This is a genomic window from Neobacillus sp. Soil_C_43, assembly GCF_057656715.1.
Genome location: NZ_JBDGJV010000025.1, coordinates 33,009 through 49,413, shown reverse-complemented (window position 1 = coordinate 49,413; position 16,405 = coordinate 33,009). Strand labels below are relative to the sequence as shown.

Genomic DNA, 16,405 nt, shown 5'->3' with positions numbered 1-16,405 from the left:
GAAATCACTGCCTTTTACTATGTAGATTGTGTCTTACCTCCGAGTTTCTTCTATAATATAAAGTTTTTCAAATTCTTCGGTGGAGACTGGTTTGCTGAAAAAATACCCTTGTGCTTCGGTGCATTTTTGTTCTAGCAGAAAATAGACATGTTCTTTTGTTTCCACGCCCTCTGCGATAACCTGTAGTTTTAAGTTATGAGCCATCGCAATGATCGTCTTCACAATGGTCTCATCATTTGGGTCTGTTGTACTATCACGTATGAAGGATTGGTCTACTTTTAGTTTATCAATTGGAAACTTTTTTAGATAGTTAAGCGAGCTGTATCCTGTGCCAAAGTCATCCATACTTACTTTCACACCAATTTTTTTCAAATCAACTAGCGTTGTTATGGCTTGTTCAACGTCCATTGTCATACTTTCTGTTATTTCAAGCTCTAAATACCTTGCTTCAAGACCTGTTTCAAAAAGTATCTTTTCGACGATTTCAGCTAAGTTTGATTGAAAAAATTGTTTAGCCGATATGTTTACCGCTATCGTGATAGGTGGTAAGCCTTTATCCTGCCATTTCTTGTTTTGGTAGCAAGCTGTCCGTAGTGCCCATTCACCTAATTGAATGATGAGACCAGTTTCCTCAGCCACTGGGATAAACTCAGCTGGTGAAATTAGCCCCTTCTCTGGATGCATCCAACGAATCAATGCTTCCGCGCCTATTATCTGATTCGTTAGTAGATTGATTTGTGGCTGATAGTATAAGATGAACTCATTCCGTTCCAAAGCTTTCCTTAATTTGATTTCTAAATCTAACTCGTGTTGTGATTGATCTATTAAATCACTGGTGTAAAATTGATAGTTATTTTTCCCTAAGCTCTTTGCAAAGTACATCGCTAAGTCTGCATGTTTAATGAGCATATCATATGTTAACCCATGCTCAGGAAACATACTGATACCTATACTAGGAGTAACAAAGACTTCATGATAATTTAATTGCAGCGGGTTAGATAAGCTAGTTAAAATACCTTTTGCCACATCCCGTGCTCGTTCGACAGTAGACTGTGGAAGAAGAATGGTAAATTCATCTCCTCCATACCTGGATATAATATCTTTTTCATCTAAGCAATTTCTTAATCTAGAGGATACCTCAACAAGTAATTTATCCCCTATTTCATGGCCCATTGTATCATTGACAATTTTAAAACGATCTAAATCAAGAAATAATAAGGAAAAAACGTTAGGATATTCACTTGATTCTCTTATTAATTCATCTACCTTTTCCTTTAACAGATATCGATTGGGAAGGTCAGTTAACTGATCATGGTATGCCATATGTTTTATCATTAGTTCGGTATTTTTTCGATCAGTAATATCAATTATGGTTCCAATTATTGCATCTTTTCCTTCATATTCAATTTTTGATCCGAATACTTCTAAAGAAACAATTCTTTTATCCTTACAAACTATTCTAAATTGATCAGTCATACTTATCATTTCATTGGTAAACAACTTTTGAACATTTTTATGAACTGTTGGTAAATCCTCTGGTAAAATTAAGTTCGTTAGATTAAATCCAATGACTTCTTCGTACGTATAGCCTGTCATCTCACATAATCGTGGATTTACATAAACAATCTTGCCCTCTTGTAAAATATAAACCCCCACCTGCGAATTTTCTACAAGACTCCTATATTTAGCCTCTGCTTCTACTAGATTAAGCTGTGCGCTATTATGCTCAGTTATGTCTTTGATAATAGAATAGACACCGGTAATTTTTTTATTTAAATAGATGGGAATATTAGTTACGTTTATCTTCCTTTGCTTTCCATTCTTATCATAAACGGAACATTCATAATTGGAAGATTCACCATTAATCGTTGTATTAAATTGTAATAATGCTTTCTCCAAGTCATTTGGAACAATAAGGGGGATAAACGGTTTATTAATCAAATCATCAAGAGAATACCCAAATATGGAAGATACCGCTTTATTGGCACTAATAAACATTCCATTTAGGTCAAAGGTAATCACTACGTCTGGGTTTTGTTCAAACAAAGATCTATAGTACTGCTCATTTAATAGAAGTTGTTTTTTCTGCTTAGAGAACCTTTTAGAGGTAATAATGCAAAAAACAACTACAATACATAATAAAAAAATAAGAAACACATCTAAAATGCCAAAGGATATCTCCTCTATCATTGACAATAAACCCCCAGTAACCCGATAAAAGTACCATAATTTTACAATAGTATATTAATAAACTTTTATAAATGTAACAATGGATAAAATAGTAAGAATAGTTCGGTATACTAAAGTATAAAGAAATTATGCTTCTATAACAATAAATTTTTATTAATATTTGCATAATTTGTGAGCAGTTCAAAATACCTGCTTTTATTCAAGGCTTTGTTAAACTTGCCTGTTGATTTCCGCTCCAGGCACAAGCGGTTCGTGGGTGTTTCGGCGAGCCTCCTCGGCGCATGCGCCTGCGGGGTCTCCCCTGAACCATACTCCCACAGGAGTCTTCGTGCCTTCCGCTCCAATCAACAGGGTGAAATATCAACACTGTTCTTTAACACAACCATATTCAAAAAAAATAGAGGTATCTTTATTAAGATATACCTCCTTTAATAGCTTGTTAACCTCTTCATAATTTCGGTTTTTCTTGCTTTATCTTTAATTCTTGTTAAATCAAGGGCCACCTCATGACCTTTATTTTTTGAACGCAAGATTTCTCTTATGGCTTGTTTCACGCTTTCTTCATCATCCCTCACCATGATAACATTTCGTAGCATTTTCCCCCTCCTCAATAAAGACTATTCCCTTCTGTTCCAATTTACTTCAATTAATTATCTTTTTTTAAACGAACCATCGTTTTATTTTCAAAATAAGCTTTAACTGATTGGTTTATTATTGCAACACTTATGGCGGTAACAATAAAGAATCCAATTGGTACTAATTCAATCCATGGCTGTATTGAGTATAAATAACTTATATCGCCGCCAATCACACCTGACCACTCATATGAGATCGTCCGAGGAGGCGTATCATCGTCCGGATAGTGGGTCCCTCCAAAGAATAGCTTCATAAAACCAAGATGAGCGAGAAGCTGTAATGTCTGAATAAATTGTTGTCCAAATGAGATGATCCATTTTTCATACACATGTGGGATTATATGTTTATAAAAGATATAGCGTTTACTAGAACCTAGTGTTCTTGAGACTTCAATGAAATCTTCTTTTTCAACATGCCTCATTTCACCCGATATGTGAATGGTTAAGCTCGGAATGGCAAGAGCGACTAAAATAAATACCTGAAAGGATGCTCGTAACCAAAAGGGAGTATGAAAGCCATCAAGTGGCATCCATAAAACGCTAAACAAAATAAAGTATGCAATAATGGTCTGAGGTACAACCGAGAATGGTTCGAAAATAGTTTTTATACAGCTATAAATCCGATTGTTTAAAGAATAAATGAAGGACGACAATATGATTGAAAATAACATCCTGAGAATGACGATTGTGATTGTAATACCTATTGTCCATTTTGCCCCCTCTACCATCATATGAACAAGGTCATAGCCAAAAGGATCAGAACCTAATACATACTCGGTGAACGGAGCATAAGGGGGACGATCCACAATATTCCCCTTTCCATCAGCATGAAATCTAATTTGCCTAATTTTCCCGTCATTCAATAATGTATTAAGAATACTTCCAGTAAAAAGTACGATTAGAAACAGTGCACTGAATATGAACCTTTTCCTCTTTAGCAAAAATACCAGCATATTATTGTGTATCCTTTCTGTTTTCAAAACTCACCCATTCATAAATACGAAAAATAACAAAAAATGGAATAAAAATTAAGATGCATCCGATAATAAATGGATCTGCAGCCGTTAACATCACTCTAAGCAGGCCATTCATATTAAACAAGTAATCAATCACTAATAGAGTTGAAAGCATAGACCAGAAAATCATTTTTGATGTTCCGAACATACCATCCGCAATATTTCTAAGGACATGGACATTTAAGATATATGAAAAGGTAAAGCCCTTTGCTTTCGCCAGCATGACATAATGCTTCTCTAATTCTTCTTCAATGTAATGAATTAGTACTTTTGTTATGTATAAACTGATAGGGACACTTAAACTGATGACTGGGAGAAGAATCGCTTCTTCTCTTACGGTAACAACTTGGGCCAGCTTAATACCAGTTTTCTTATAAACTATGATAACCGCAAATTGCAGTAACAAAATAATCATTAGGTCAGGTATAGACTCGAGGATCTCTAGGAAGCTTTTAATATACTTTAATTTACTTTTGAAAAATATAAGACCCACATACGCAATTATGAAGGCAATCAAACAGGCTGTTAAAAAGCTTAAACCTAACATTTTCATCGAATCCATGTATTTATAAAAAATAACCGGAAATACAGAATTCTTCTGGTCCCATAATAAGAAATCTCCAAACGTAAATAACTTTATATTTAAATCATAAATAGCTTGCAGATATTGAGGACTGTTAAAGGTTAAATTTTTAAATAGCTCTGGGGAAACAGCAATTAATATTAGTACTTCAACCCCTACAAGACACTGAACAATGAGGAAGAACAATCTTTTAACCATATTAATACCTTTCATAACAACATCCTCTGTAATAGTATTTGAGTTCTTTCGCATTCCTAATAGACGAAAGATTCAGTTAGATAGTTACAGGGTTTGAGGATATATTTATAAAATTTTCTAAATTGTGGAATTTTCATTTCGCCTGTTATATATTTGTAAATACGGAAAATGATTAGAGGAAGGGACTGAGGTTCTTGTATACGAAGAAAATATTTTTACCTATAAGATTTATAGTTATTCTAGTAGGTTTTATTTCTGCTGTGAATTTACCCATCCTATTAACGTTTAATCCTTATCAAGTAAAAGTTGAATTTAGGCTTAGTTTTTTTAAGGAATATGTATTAAGCAACTTAAGTTGGTTTACCCATGCAAATGAATATCCATGGATTTTACAGTACTTTGAAGGAGATGGCATCCATAGATATCTGTATACCATGTCATTACTAGGTATTGCTCTATTCATCGTTATCATTCTCAGTTTGATCATCGCAACAGGCATCATGCTCCTGCCATTACCTATACAAAAAAGGTTTAAAGGTTTTATTGATTTCTCCACCACAGTTCCAGATTTACTTATTATCGCTCTAATACAATACCTTGTATTCTTTCTGTTTAAAACGTACAATTTCAGGCTTTTTCGACTATATGGTGGAGTGGAAACGGAACCATATTTTGTACCAATATTCATAGTGATTTTTGTTCCAACACTTTTTTTAACTCAGCTGATATTAAAGGAATATTCTTCAGAAGAACTCCAAGATTATGTTTTGTTTGCAAAGGCTAAAGGTCTTCCATTACGAACGATTTATATCAAACATATTTTTAGAAATATTATCCCATTAATACTCATCCATTTGAAATACATAGTCTGGTTTCTGCTTTCGAGTATTTACGTGATAGAACACATTCTAAATATCAAAGGCTATAGTGCTGCTCTTACTTATATGTACGGAACCAGGGTTGTTCTTTTTGTAGTAGGGCTTCTCCTCTTCTCCCTACCCCTTGTTATTGTGAGTGCAGTTGGTTATGTAGTAAAACTTATTATGATTAGAAAGGAAACACCTAGTATATGAAAAAATATAAAAAGACAATTTGGGGTTCATCTTTTTTATTATGTGTACTAATTGTAAGTCTTCTCTATCCCTTATACGGTCCAAGTGATTTCGATAAAGTCTATTTTTTATATGACGATAAGGGAGACCTAGTAGGTGTCCCGCCCATACCTCCTTCTTCCTATTACCTGTTAGGTACAGACCGAAATGGTGAAAGTATTCTTCTTATGATTCTTTATGGGGCGAAATTTACCATTTTAATAGCATTGTGCGTAACCATATTAAGAGTCTTTGTTGGTGGAATTTTAGGAATAATATTTTCTTTATGGTTGAAACCACTTTTAATGGTTGTTAAAGATTACCTTTTAGTTTATAAAATAGTACCACCTATAATTATTACCATAGTTCTAATGGGTAGGGTCTCTTTCTATATGGAAGATGCAATATATGGTATTATGCTATACCAAATTGTGGTCTTAGCTATTGTAGGAATTCCATCTGTTATAGTGACTACTTCAGAAATTATTGAGGAACTAAGTAAGAAATCGTTTATCCTCACTTCTTACTTGATGGGCGGAACGCATTTTCATGTATTAAAAAGACAAATCAAACCATTCCTAACGTCTTATGGGGTATTGATCGGTATCCAGCAATTACTGAATACCTTTATTCTTATTATGTACCTTGGAATCTATAAGATTTACATCGGTGGAATTTCTAAAGAGAATGTACGTGGATTAGAACTTTTTAATTCAAACTCAAAAGAATGGGCTGGACTTATTGGGCAAAACTTTGATGAGTTTTATCGCACTCCCTACCTGGTCTTTACACCTTTAATATGTTATTTTATTCTTATTTTAATTGTAACCATGATAAAAAAAGAATTAGAAGAAGCTTGGGATATTAACTCATTAGCTTATAAAACAAAAAAGAAGAAGTTCAAAAAGTCTCAAGAAATACAAGGTCCGAGCAAAACCACAATTGTTGCTACAGACTTTACTTTACAAAAAGAAATGAGTTAGCGTGTTTTAAAACGAGTGTCAGCGTCCCAACATGGTTGGGACTTTTTTTACAATATTGTGGAAATTCGTCGAAAGGTAGTATATATTTATTCTTGCAATTAAAAATATTAAGAAAGGAATGAATGTGGTGATGAAAAAAATTGCCTATCTTCCTGTTAGATTACTAGCTATGCTTGCTGGTTTTATCTGTTTATTAAACATTCCCATTCTATTAGTCTTCAATATAGATCACAAAAACATTGAATTCCATTTTAGCCAATACAAAGAATATGTAATAAACAATTTATCCTGGTTATTCCAATTCGAACAGTATCCCTACATATTAAGATTTTTTGAAGACGATGGAATGGAAAAGTATATTTATACTATGACTATATTGTCTGTCTCCCTTCTGGTAGTAATAGTCATTGGGTTGATAGTGTCCATCACAATTATGTTACTGCCTCTTTCCGTTCGAAAGCGTTTAAGCGGTTTTATAGATTTCACTACTACTGCACCTGATTTACTCATTGTCTTCCTATTACAGTATTTAGTCATTTATTTATATAAAACCTTTCATATCAAGCTTTTTCAGCTATACGGAGGAAATTATACCGAGCCATATTTCATGCCAATTGTTATTGTTAGTTTTGTACCTACTATTTTCTTAGTCCAATTTTTATTAAGAGAGTTTGCGAATGAAGAACAACAAGATTATGTATTATTTGCAATAGCAAAAGGAACGCCATTAAAAACCATTTACATGAAACATATCATCCGCAACATTATTCCTTTATTACTCATCCACCTAAGAACCGTTATTTGGTTTCTATTATCAAGTATTATAGTAGTTGAGTATTTATTTAACATACATGGGTATGTGGATGTGTTACGTTCCATGTATGGGACAAGAGCCGTCTCTTTTGTTTTTGGTTTTCTCCTTTTTGCTGTACCTGTTATTATCGCCAATATCATTGCTAAAATTGTAATGATATCAAAAAATAGAAAAGGAACTAGCAGTATATGAAACTTCAAAAATATAAAAAGACCATTGTTGGATTGTCTATTCTAAGTATCATTCTTATTGCCAGTTTACTATATCCATACTTTGGACCTGCGGATTTTAATAAGGTAACCTATCTATATGATAAAAAAGGAAATTTAATCGGAGTACCTCCTATCCCACCGTCCTCTCATTACCTTCTAGGCTCTGATCGGAATGGTGCAGATATTCTTTATATGATGATTTACGGGGCTAAATTCACACTATTAACTGCTTTTGGTGTCACCCTTTTTCGAGTGTTAATCGGCAGCGTCCTCGGATTATTATTTTCGTTATGGTTAAAACGTTTGCTTCCACTGGTAAAGGATTTTCTAGTTGTCTTCAATTTAGTACCACCTATCCTAATTACTTTAGTGCTGATGTATCCTGTTTCAACAAACTATATTAAAGATTCTATTTATAGTGTAATGGTCTATCAGATTATCATTCTTGTGATAATGGGGATTCCTTCCGTATTGTTTATGACTGTAGACATTGTTGATGAATTAAAAAAGAAAACATTTATCCAGTGTTCGTATTTAATGGGTGGGAATCATTTTCATGTCCTTAAGACCCAGATTAAACCTTATTTAACTTCTTATGGGCTATTGATGGTTATTCAGCAGTTGCTTGGTACACTTGTACTTATGATGTATTTAGGTGCATTTCAGGTATACATAGGGGGAGTTTCAAAAGAAGAGGTCCGTGGATTGCCCCTTCTGAATTCTATATCTAAGGAATGGGCAGGTCTGGTTGGACAAAATTACCGTGAATTCTATATGTCACCTTGGGTCGTACTAATCCCTCTCGCTTGTTACTTTATTTTAATCCTCATTATTAACATGATTAAGAAAGAGTTAGATGAAGCATTAGACATTAACTCCTTAGGCATCCTGTCCAAAAAGAAAAAATCAAGAAAGAAGAAACAACTGAAAGAGCAAAACCCAACTTACTCCCTTAAACCAAATGACTTCACATTTCATAGGGAACTAAAGTAAAAAATGGGGACAGTCCCCCAACGCTTTAAAGCAGCGGGGGACTGTCCCTTTTTATTCTAAACTTAACATCATTCTTTTTAGGTAATTCCTTCTTCCAATTATATATTCCTTTATTACATCCATTTCTTTATCGAATTGTTCTATTTCTTTATTTTTATAAGGATCCTTCAAGACATATGGTCTAATCAATTCAAGCAACTGTTCCACCCTTGGAACCATATAGTCTAATGTGAATTGCTGTGACATAATTTCTTTAAGCAATTTTACATACTGTTTCCGGAAAGAATCTACGCCCAAAATTCTTGACGTTAATGTATTAAACCCGTCTATTGGAACATAATCCGCTTCCATCGGTTTTCCGTTCACATCCCTTCCCCATGTTGCATCATAATCCCAAGGTATGATTTCGAAAAGACAAGTCTCTCCGTTTCGATACAACGCGTAGTTATGAACAAATCCATCATAGTTCGAAGTGAAGATTACTCCTGCGATCCAACGTAGATATTTATCTACATTTACATATTTTTGTATTCCCCTTTCGAATTCACTATTAGCTAATGTATTAATATTAAAGATCATTTCTTCTAAGTAATAATCTTCTTGTCTGTCTCCACATTTTTTCTCATAACCCAAACGTAACGATTTTTTGGTTTCTTTGTCTAATTCACTCATCAGGGAAAAATTTGCGTCACCATCTAGGGCATAAAAAATGCTGCCTTTCGGTAAATTTCTTCTTCGTAAGAAATTTTCATCAACTGACTCAATTTCCAAGTAAACCCCTTCCGATTTACCGTTTTGTGTAAAAAAAACATGTCTGGATTTTGGTGATAAAACACCAATGTCTGAAAAGAAATCAAAGGATAATTTATTTCGAATGAGTGAGGGGTCCATATATTCTGCATTTAAATGAATAATATTAGCCCCCCTAAAAGCTTTGGGTTTATAGAACGCTATCTGATAGGACTTTTTCTCCAAATCTCGGATATGAGACCCCCGATAACTTAAATCAATCTCTAGTCTCTTTCCTTCTATGGTTAATTGTCCAGGTACAGGATCATCATTCCATATATCCCTCTTTAGTTCCTTTAGATCATTGGGATTAATAAAAAGTTTATACTCAGGAACCTTTGTCACCTCGTCCATTTTTATTCCTCCTTCTTTTATTCGTATGAAAAAAAAGAAGGAGTGGTCACGATTGGATAGCAATTTTTCCTTTTATAGGCTTTTTTCTCATTCAAAAATAGCTCAACAAACGTAAATTGGTAAAAGAAGAGGTAGGTTTATAGGTATATGTATAATGAGCAAACGTACTCCCTTTTCTATATTTAAAGGAGGTGCTAAAATGAGTGAATTTTCATCAGAGGAAATACAAAGGGCTGCAGATGAGGTAAGACGTGGTGGTTTCGGAGACTTCATGTTTAGAGGACCAAGCCGTAATCGTCGCACTTCATCTTCTAGTCGAAATACTACTCGGCATTCAAGTAGACACACAACCAGAAGGCATACATCTGCTAAACGCTGTACAACAAGAAGATATCCAACCAAATGCTTTAAAATAAAATCTTGTTGGCAGAGTACCCACCGCAGCAATCATCAATCGAAAAGCTATTGGGATAATGGAAATATGTGGAAATTAAGAGTAAGAAGACGTTAAAACGTTTATTAGAATGAAAAGAGGGTGAATCCATGCATGGACTCCCCTCTTCTTTTTTTGTTTTTTCCTTAATAAAAGGAAATTGGTTGATTTTACCTTAAAAAAAGGTAAAATTAACTAGTTAACTAATTTTATTGGAGGTGTATTTAAATTAGAGAGTTTTTAAAAGGCATAATTGGTTTTCTTATTTTAGATTTATATTTTAATTTAATTCCTGTTCAGCTTGGAAATCCATATCTTCAATTTGGGTCCACTATACTTTTCTTTCCGTTAGCCTTCTTTATTTCTAAATGGGTGGGACTAGATGGATTAAAAGGGTTGGGAATGATATTTCATCCAGGCTGGAAAAAGAACTTTATATTTAGCTTTCTGATAGGTTTTGGATTTTGGATGGTTATGTTCGGCATACAATTTCATGTGGGTGATTTAGAGTTTGTTGGAATTCACGACCTAGTAAATGTAATCATGCCTGTTGTGGAAGTCTTTGTTGGTTATTTAGTTGGATCTCTAATTAATGATTTAATTGTCAGAGGCTATGTTATCAATATATTAAAAGATAAGATTCACATTGTCTGGGTTTTTATATTAAGTATTTTAATTTATGCACTTGATGATTATTGGTATGCGGGATTCAGCCTCAGCAATATGATCTTTTCAATTATTTTAGGCCTTTCTTTAACTCTTGCATACTATAAAACAGGATCAATATGGGCAGATACAGGGCTCCATTATGGTTTAAATATTGCCTATGGTCTTTTCTTTGGTCTAGTTGGTAATTCCGGGAGTGCTCTTTTTATCGTTAAGGAAACTGGGCACGAAACTGCCTTTTCCAATCTCCTCAACTATATCATCCCTGCACTGATGTTTATCTTTGTACTTTGGGCACTAAAATACTATTCTTCTAGTAGTACATTAAGTAAAGATAATAAAATAACTTTTTCCCATTAAAAAAGCCAGATTGGAGAGCCAATCTGACTTTATTTCTAAATAAAACTAAGCCCTTTACCAACAGGTTGGACGGATTCTAAAACAGTATCAACCATTTCTTCATTTATTAGAGTCTTGATAATCCATGCGGAAAGCTCTTGAGCAGCAAAACAGCCTGCTGCTGTTGATACATTACCAGAGTTAACAAAGCTCTGTTCAATCACTTCCACATTAAATTCTTTTAGCTGTTCAACCACTGTTGGATATGTAGTTGCCTTTTTACCGGACAGTAATCCCTTCGCTCCTAACAACAAAGCACCAGAACACATGGAGCCAATCAGTTGTTTTTCAGGATTTACTTTTAAACGATTAATATAATCTTGATTCCTATACAGTTTTTGGACACCTTTTCCACTTGCAAAAATAACAGCATCTGCCAAAGTAATTTCAGAAATCGTGCCTGTCATGGGAATACGTAATCCAGCCATGGAAATATGGGTTGACTCTGTACCTAATAGCTGGACCTTCCAATCATCTAATCCACCTACTAATCGAACACGGTTTAGCAAATCCCATGGCAAAAATACGTCTATATCAGTAAAATCATCAAAGCAAACAATTGCTATTTTCATTTTCATCCCCCTTGTTAGTTAAACTAGAATGATATTCCGAGAAAACTGACGTATGAACATTCTTAAAAGTTTCAAATAGAAGATTTTTGTGGGAAAATGAAACTTTTTCACCCTTCTAACGTCTTGATTATATAAAAAAAATTTGGGGGTAAATCTATGAAAATCATTGGTTTGGTTGGCGGGATGAGCTGGGAGTCTTCTGTTGAGTATTATCGTATCATTAACGAGGAAGTCAAAAAGAGATTAGGTGGATTGCATTCGGCTCATTCCATCATGTACAGTGTTGACTTCGCGGAAATTGAAAAGTGTCAATCTAAAGGAGATTGGGAAAAAGCAGGAGATATATTAGCTAATGCAGCAAAAAGTCTAGAAAAAAGCGGTGCCAACTTTATTATCATTTGTACCAACACCATGCATAAAGTCATAGATGTCATCCACGAAAACATTAATATCCCAATTTTACATATTGCAGATGCAACAGCTACTCAAATTAAAAAGCATGGTTTAAGGACAATTGGCTTGCTCGGCACCAAGTATACGATGGAGCAGGATTTTTACAAATCACGATTAGAAGCCCAAGGATTAAAGGTTCTTATACCAACTGACCAGGAAAGAGAAATGATAAATACCATAATTTTTGAAGAATTATGTTTAGGTAAAATTCTCCCCTCCTCAAGATCTTCATTTAAAAGAGCCATTGATCATCTAATTGAAAACGGAGCCGAAGGAATCATCCTTGGTTGTACGGAAATAGGATTATTAATAAAACAAAAGGATTCTGATGTGCCATTATTTGACACAGCTTCTATTCACGCTCTTGCTGCGGTTAACAAAGCACTTGAATAATATTTATTTTTCATAAACAGAATGGAGGGTAAATATGAAGTTTAAGAAATTTCTAGTGGGTTTTTCTACTTTTTTAATTACAACCGCTTTATTTTATGCAATTGGGCATCTCTTTAAGATAGAATGGTTAATGTTTCATCATAGATATGAGGAAAGTGCACATGGTTTCTCAGTTGAAACTGGCTCATTAGTCCCATTCATTATTGGGATTTTCCTTAGCATTATTGCAGAGAAAATATATGTATACAAAAACCACGCACACTATCGATAAAGCAAAAAGAAGTGCCCTACTCCAAAAAGGGCACTTCTTTCATTATCCTACTCGTTTTCATGTTCGAATTCTTCTTCCAATCGTTTGATTTCTTCAACTGATTTTTCTAATGCAGCTTGAGGGCCTTTAAAGTGCTTTTTATAATAACCCAAGTCCATGATGATTAGAATGACAAACATGCCTCCTATGGCGTAGGCAGCCATTTGATTTGGTGGAATCACCATGATGATACATATAAAGAGAATCCAAATTAAACTAATCACATTAATTGGTTTGCTCCATTTTCCTAAACTCCACGGACCATAGTGTTTAGGTAAGAATATGCCTTTTGATTCAGCTCTTAGTTTCAAAAAGATCGGGATGCCGTAAGCCACATATAAACCAACTACACTCACTGCAGTTAAAAATGCGATTGTAGAGTACCCTACATCTGGATTGATTAATTTGGTAATGTAATCAATTAAAGCTAATACAAAAGAAAGAATGACAGAGAGCCAAATTGCTTTAGCTGGCGTCCGGTACTTTCGACTAATTTCTGCCCAGTGCCTGCTAAACGGCATTCCCTTATCTCGCGAAAAAGCATACATCATGCGCGAAAACGAGGTAATTGATGAGAGACCGCAAAAGAACATCGCAAAGGTAACGAGCCAAAGAACGATATTTCCAAACGTTCCACCTAAAGCTTGGCTGATAACGTAGATAAAGGCATTATCTGAGTTTACCGCACCATTCGCATCATGAATGGAAAGAGTAACAAATGAGAGCATGATAAAACCAAAAACAAACGAAAAAGCAACTGAGTTAAAGATTCCCCAAGGTGCTCTTACCCTTGGGTGAACCGTCTCTTCAATCGTATGTGCAGATGCATCATAGCCTGTAAAGGTCCATTGTGCTTGCAATAATCCAATTAAAAAGGCAAGAAAATAGGGCTTATCTGAGAAGGTTGTTCCAACTTGGAATAAATAGTCAAGTGGCTGCAGCCCATCTTTTGTAAAAAAGGCAAGACTTACGACTAAAATGGCAACAACAATCATATGATACCATGCCGAGAAGTCATTTAATTTAGCAACCATTTTAATGCCCACATGGTTTAGGATTCCGTGTAAGAGGAGGACGATGCCAAAAACAATTAGAATGGTAGTATCGGTAGAAGAATAATTGAAGATGGTTGCTAGGAGTGGATCAGCGAATAAGGCGACAGAATAATCAATCCCTGCTACAATTCCGATTTGACCAATTAAATTGATCCAGGCAGTATACCAGCCAATTCTCGTACCCTTTAAGGCAGCAGCCCAGTGATATAAGGCACCTGCCGTTGGAATCGCTGAAGCGAGCTCAGATAAAGAGGCCGCAATTAATAGTACAAAAAAGGCAACGATGGTCCAGCCAAATCCCATCATTCCAGGTCCCCCATACAGTAATCCATGGCCATATAGAGAAACGGCACCTGTTAAAATAGAAATGATTGAAAATGAAATGGCAAAATTTGAAAATCCACCCATATCCCGAAGTAGTTCTTGTGCATATCCATAGCGATTTAGCTGTTTTTTATCAGCAAGCATTTGTTGGTCTTTGTTTTTCATAGATACATCTCCTTTCGTGCTTAGACTTTTTCATCACTTCCCACGAAAATCTCATGTTCTTCCTCTTTAAAAACTCTTACATTTTTATTTGCTCTCAGGCCAATAGCTGAACCAACTGCAAGTGTAATGATGACTAAAGCGATACCAATGAAGACCTCCATTCACGGTCACCTCCTTCAAAAAGGTTTAAACAAAGACCTAAATGGGTCAAGTTATACCTATAAGTATTCTGAAGAATCCGATTATATTCACTATAAATCATAGAATAGAAAAAGCAGTCCACATAGAGACTGCTCAATCTACTCGAAAATTATATGATATTATCTGTTTACAACATCCTTTAATTCTTCATGTGAAGTAATATCTTCTATGGATACAAATTCTTCTGACATTGGGCGTAGATTTTTCGAACCAACTAAGAAATAGTAGACAAGGGCTACTCCAAAGATGGATAAAATGACATAACCTAATGGAAGTTCTACTCCAAACAATGGTAAAGATGTAGTTAGAACACTATATTTAACAACACAGAAGAAAGAAAACACGCCTAAAATAAGGGCAATCGCTGGTACAACTGGATAACTTACTTTGAATGGTCTCTCCATATTTGGTTCTTTCTTTCTTAACACAAATAATGAAACCATACTTAAACAGTACATGGTAATCGCACCAAAAACAGAAAGGATAATTAAGGCATTTGCAAAATTAGCAGAACCAGCAGCAATGACTCCAATAGCACCTGGTACAATTAGCCCCCAGTGCGGCACACCTCTTTTTGAAAGGTTAGAAAGAAATTTTGGTAAGTACCCTGCTCTTGCCAAGGCAAACGTCTGGCGGGAGAATCCAATAATAATTCCATGTAAACTGGCAATTAAACCAAAGAGTCCAATAATCGCAACAGTAATAGGAATGATACTACCTTCACCGTACACGCTGGATAAGGCTTGTGGAAGCGGGTAATCCGCCGGCTTGCCAGTTCCTCCACCAAGACCAGCTGTTACGAATAATGTTAAAATCGTGGCAACACCTAGAGTTAAAATACCTGAAATGAATCCTTTTGGAATATCCTTCTTAGGATCACGAACTTCTTCAGCGGCCATCGCACCGCCTTCAATAGCTAGGAAGAACCAAATTGCAAAAGGAATTGCAGCCATAACCCCAGACCAGCCATTTGAGAAGGCTGTTTCATTAAAAATATTAGATGTTTGTACATGTGGTAACCCTGCTACATAATAAATTGCTAAACCGATAAGGGCCATAATGGTAGCTACCAATTCAATGATTGCAGCTCCCTTTACCCCAATGAGGTTGACTAAAATAAACAAAATAAACATCCCAACTGTTGCATAAACGGTATTAATGCTAGGGACTAAGAAGTTAATGTATGCACCCACTGAAACAGCAATTGCTGGTGGAGCAAATACAAATTCAAGTAAACAAGCTATACCTGTTACAAACCCCATAAATGGCCCCATTGCTTTCCTTGCATAAGCAGATGGCCCACCAGCATGTGGAATAGAAGTGGATAACTCAGAATAACTAAAAATAAAAGTTGTATAGAACACAGTAATTATAAGTGCTGCAATAGCAAGGCCAATGGTTCCCCCTTGTTCGAACCCGTAATTCCAACCAAAATACTGACCAGAAATAACCATACCCACAGCAATACCCCATAAATGGATAGGCTTCAGACTTTTATGCAATTGGTTTTTTTCCTTCTCCAATAAGATCGTCCCCTTTTAAGAACATTTTTGAATTTAAAGCTTCCACTATTGTT

The 16,405-nt window shown here is 35.1% G+C and carries 17 protein-coding genes; 8 read left to right on the top strand and 9 right to left on the bottom strand.

Annotation, left to right across the window (positions count from 1 at the left end; all coding sequences use genetic code 11):
* Nucleotides 1–33: 33 nt before the first annotated feature.
* The 4 genes from AC3A54_RS23355 to AC3A54_RS23340 all read right to left on the bottom strand — a co-directional run bounded on the left by AC3A54_RS23355 (nucleotide 34) and on the right by AC3A54_RS23340 (nucleotide 4,637).
* Complete coding sequence (locus AC3A54_RS23355) at nucleotides 34–2,190, bottom strand: sensor domain-containing protein (RefSeq protein WP_487656399.1); 2,157 nt, start codon at nucleotides 2,188–2,190, stop codon at nucleotides 34–36.
* Between the two features lie 428 nt (nucleotides 2,191–2,618).
* Entirely contained in the window at nucleotides 2,619–2,786 is a 168-nt protein-coding gene (locus tag AC3A54_RS23350) for a hypothetical protein (protein WP_487656398.1), read from the bottom strand.
* 50 nt (nucleotides 2,787–2,836) lie between these two features.
* On the bottom strand, nucleotides 2,837–3,778 hold the full coding sequence (locus AC3A54_RS23345; RefSeq protein WP_487656397.1) for an ABC transporter permease subunit: 942 nt from the start codon (nucleotides 3,776–3,778) through the stop codon (nucleotides 2,837–2,839).
* Between the two features lies 1 nt (nucleotide 3,779).
* The gene (locus tag AC3A54_RS23340) at nucleotides 3,780–4,637 is read right to left on the bottom strand and encodes an ABC transporter permease subunit (protein WP_487656396.1); all 858 of its coding nucleotides are present in this window, start codon (nucleotides 4,635–4,637) and stop codon (nucleotides 3,780–3,782) included.
* 179 nt (nucleotides 4,638–4,816) lie between these two features.
* On the opposite strand from AC3A54_RS23340, the gene AC3A54_RS23335 reads away from it, so the two are divergent.
* The 4 genes from AC3A54_RS23335 (at nucleotide 4,817) to AC3A54_RS23320 (ending at nucleotide 8,715) form a co-directional block, all read left to right on the top strand.
* On the top strand, nucleotides 4,817–5,695 hold the full coding sequence (locus tag AC3A54_RS23335; protein ID WP_487656395.1) for an ABC transporter permease subunit: 879 nt from the start codon (nucleotides 4,817–4,819) through the stop codon (nucleotides 5,693–5,695).
* On the top strand, nucleotides 5,692–6,696 hold the full coding sequence (locus AC3A54_RS23330) for a hypothetical protein (RefSeq protein ID WP_487656394.1): 1,005 nt from the start codon (nucleotides 5,692–5,694) through the stop codon (nucleotides 6,694–6,696). The genes AC3A54_RS23335 and AC3A54_RS23330 overlap by 4 nt, the downstream gene beginning before the upstream one ends.
* Nucleotides 6,697–6,826: 130 nt before the next feature.
* Nucleotides 6,827–7,702, top strand: a complete 876-nt coding sequence (locus tag AC3A54_RS23325; RefSeq protein WP_487656405.1) for an ABC transporter permease subunit — start codon at nucleotides 6,827–6,829, stop codon at nucleotides 7,700–7,702.
* A complete protein-coding gene (locus AC3A54_RS23320) occupies nucleotides 7,699–8,715 on the top strand; it encodes an ABC transporter permease (RefSeq protein ID WP_487656393.1) in 1,017 nt (338 codons plus the stop codon). Before AC3A54_RS23325 ends, AC3A54_RS23320 begins: the two co-directional genes overlap by 4 nt.
* Nucleotides 8,716–8,766: 51 nt before the next feature.
* On the opposite strand, the gene AC3A54_RS23315 is transcribed toward AC3A54_RS23320, so the two are convergent.
* Entirely contained in the window at nucleotides 8,767–9,858 is a 1,092-nt protein-coding gene (locus AC3A54_RS23315; protein WP_487656392.1) for a CotH kinase family protein, read from the bottom strand.
* A gap of 199 nt (nucleotides 9,859–10,057) precedes the next feature.
* On the opposite strand from AC3A54_RS23315, the gene AC3A54_RS23310 reads away from it, so the two are divergent.
* Together AC3A54_RS23310 and AC3A54_RS23305 are read left to right on the top strand one after the other, a co-directional pair.
* Nucleotides 10,058–10,369, top strand: a complete 312-nt coding sequence (locus AC3A54_RS23310) for a CotG/ExsB N-terminal domain-containing protein (protein WP_487656391.1) — start codon at nucleotides 10,058–10,060, stop codon at nucleotides 10,367–10,369.
* A gap of 324 nt (nucleotides 10,370–10,693) precedes the next feature.
* Nucleotides 10,694–11,317, top strand: a complete 624-nt coding sequence (locus AC3A54_RS23305; RefSeq protein WP_487656390.1) for a CPBP family intramembrane glutamic endopeptidase — start codon at nucleotides 10,694–10,696, stop codon at nucleotides 11,315–11,317.
* 35 nt (nucleotides 11,318–11,352) lie between these two features.
* Here AC3A54_RS23305 and AC3A54_RS23300 read toward each other — a convergent pair whose 3' ends face one another.
* The gene (locus tag AC3A54_RS23300) at nucleotides 11,353–11,928 is read right to left on the bottom strand and encodes a DJ-1/PfpI family protein (RefSeq protein ID WP_487656389.1); all 576 of its coding nucleotides are present in this window, start codon (nucleotides 11,926–11,928) and stop codon (nucleotides 11,353–11,355) included.
* A 156-nt stretch (nucleotides 11,929–12,084) separates the two neighbouring features.
* Here AC3A54_RS23300 and AC3A54_RS23295 point away from each other — a divergent pair, with 156 nt between their 5' ends.
* Complete coding sequence (locus AC3A54_RS23295; RefSeq protein ID WP_487656388.1) at nucleotides 12,085–12,774, top strand: aspartate/glutamate racemase family protein; 690 nt, start codon at nucleotides 12,085–12,087, stop codon at nucleotides 12,772–12,774.
* A gap of 34 nt (nucleotides 12,775–12,808) precedes the next feature.
* Nucleotides 12,809–13,045, top strand: a complete 237-nt coding sequence (locus tag AC3A54_RS23290) for a hypothetical protein (protein WP_487656387.1) — start codon at nucleotides 12,809–12,811, stop codon at nucleotides 13,043–13,045.
* Between the two features lie 47 nt (nucleotides 13,046–13,092).
* Here AC3A54_RS23290 and AC3A54_RS23285 read toward each other — a convergent pair whose 3' ends face one another.
* The 3 genes from AC3A54_RS23285 to eat all read right to left on the bottom strand — a co-directional run bounded on the left by AC3A54_RS23285 (nucleotide 13,093) and on the right by eat (nucleotide 16,352).
* On the bottom strand, nucleotides 13,093–14,628 hold the full coding sequence (locus AC3A54_RS23285; protein WP_487656386.1) for an amino acid permease: 1,536 nt from the start codon (nucleotides 14,626–14,628) through the stop codon (nucleotides 13,093–13,095).
* Between the two features lie 20 nt (nucleotides 14,629–14,648).
* Complete coding sequence (locus AC3A54_RS23280; RefSeq protein WP_487656385.1) at nucleotides 14,649–14,789, bottom strand: hypothetical protein; 141 nt, start codon at nucleotides 14,787–14,789, stop codon at nucleotides 14,649–14,651.
* 159 nt (nucleotides 14,790–14,948) lie between these two features.
* Complete coding sequence (gene eat / locus AC3A54_RS23275) at nucleotides 14,949–16,352, bottom strand: ethanolamine permease (protein WP_487656384.1); 1,404 nt, start codon at nucleotides 16,350–16,352, stop codon at nucleotides 14,949–14,951.
* Between the last annotated feature and the right edge of the window lie 53 nt (nucleotides 16,353–16,405).

Excerpts from the sequence above, each read along its gene's own strand:
- AC3A54_RS23285 (WP_487656386.1), bottom strand. The coding sequence starts at position 14,628 with ATGAAAAACAAAGACCAACAAATGCTTGCTGATAAAAAACAGCTAAAT.
- AC3A54_RS23330 (WP_487656394.1), top strand. The coding sequence starts at position 5,692 with ATGAAAAAATATAAAAAGACAATTTGGGGTTCATCTTTTTTATTATGT.
- AC3A54_RS23320 (WP_487656393.1), top strand. The coding sequence starts at position 7,699 with ATGAAACTTCAAAAATATAAAAAGACCATTGTTGGATTGTCTATTCTA.
- AC3A54_RS23310 (WP_487656391.1), top strand. The coding sequence starts at position 10,058 with ATGAGTGAATTTTCATCAGAGGAAATACAAAGGGCTGCAGATGAGGTA.
- AC3A54_RS23300 (WP_487656389.1), bottom strand. The coding sequence starts at position 11,928 with ATGAAAATAGCAATTGTTTGCTTTGATGATTTTACTGATATAGACGTA.
- AC3A54_RS23295 (WP_487656388.1), top strand. The coding sequence starts at position 12,085 with ATGAAAATCATTGGTTTGGTTGGCGGGATGAGCTGGGAGTCTTCTGTT.
- AC3A54_RS23305 (WP_487656390.1), top strand. The coding sequence starts at position 10,694 with ATGATATTTCATCCAGGCTGGAAAAAGAACTTTATATTTAGCTTTCTG.
- AC3A54_RS23325 (WP_487656405.1), top strand. The coding sequence starts at position 6,827 with ATGAAAAAAATTGCCTATCTTCCTGTTAGATTACTAGCTATGCTTGCT.
- AC3A54_RS23290 (WP_487656387.1), top strand. The coding sequence starts at position 12,809 with ATGAAGTTTAAGAAATTTCTAGTGGGTTTTTCTACTTTTTTAATTACA.
- AC3A54_RS23280 (WP_487656385.1), bottom strand. The coding sequence starts at position 14,789 with ATGGAGGTCTTCATTGGTATCGCTTTAGTCATCATTACACTTGCAGTT.
- AC3A54_RS23350 (WP_487656398.1), bottom strand. The coding sequence starts at position 2,786 with ATGCTACGAAATGTTATCATGGTGAGGGATGATGAAGAAAGCGTGAAA.
- AC3A54_RS23315 (WP_487656392.1), bottom strand. The coding sequence starts at position 9,858 with ATGGACGAGGTGACAAAGGTTCCTGAGTATAAACTTTTTATTAATCCC.
- AC3A54_RS23340 (WP_487656396.1), bottom strand. The coding sequence starts at position 4,637 with ATGAAAGGTATTAATATGGTTAAAAGATTGTTCTTCCTCATTGTTCAG.
- AC3A54_RS23345 (WP_487656397.1), bottom strand. The coding sequence starts at position 3,778 with ATGCTGGTATTTTTGCTAAAGAGGAAAAGGTTCATATTCAGTGCACTG.
- AC3A54_RS23355 (WP_487656399.1), bottom strand. The coding sequence starts at position 2,190 with ATGATAGAGGAGATATCCTTTGGCATTTTAGATGTGTTTCTTATTTTT.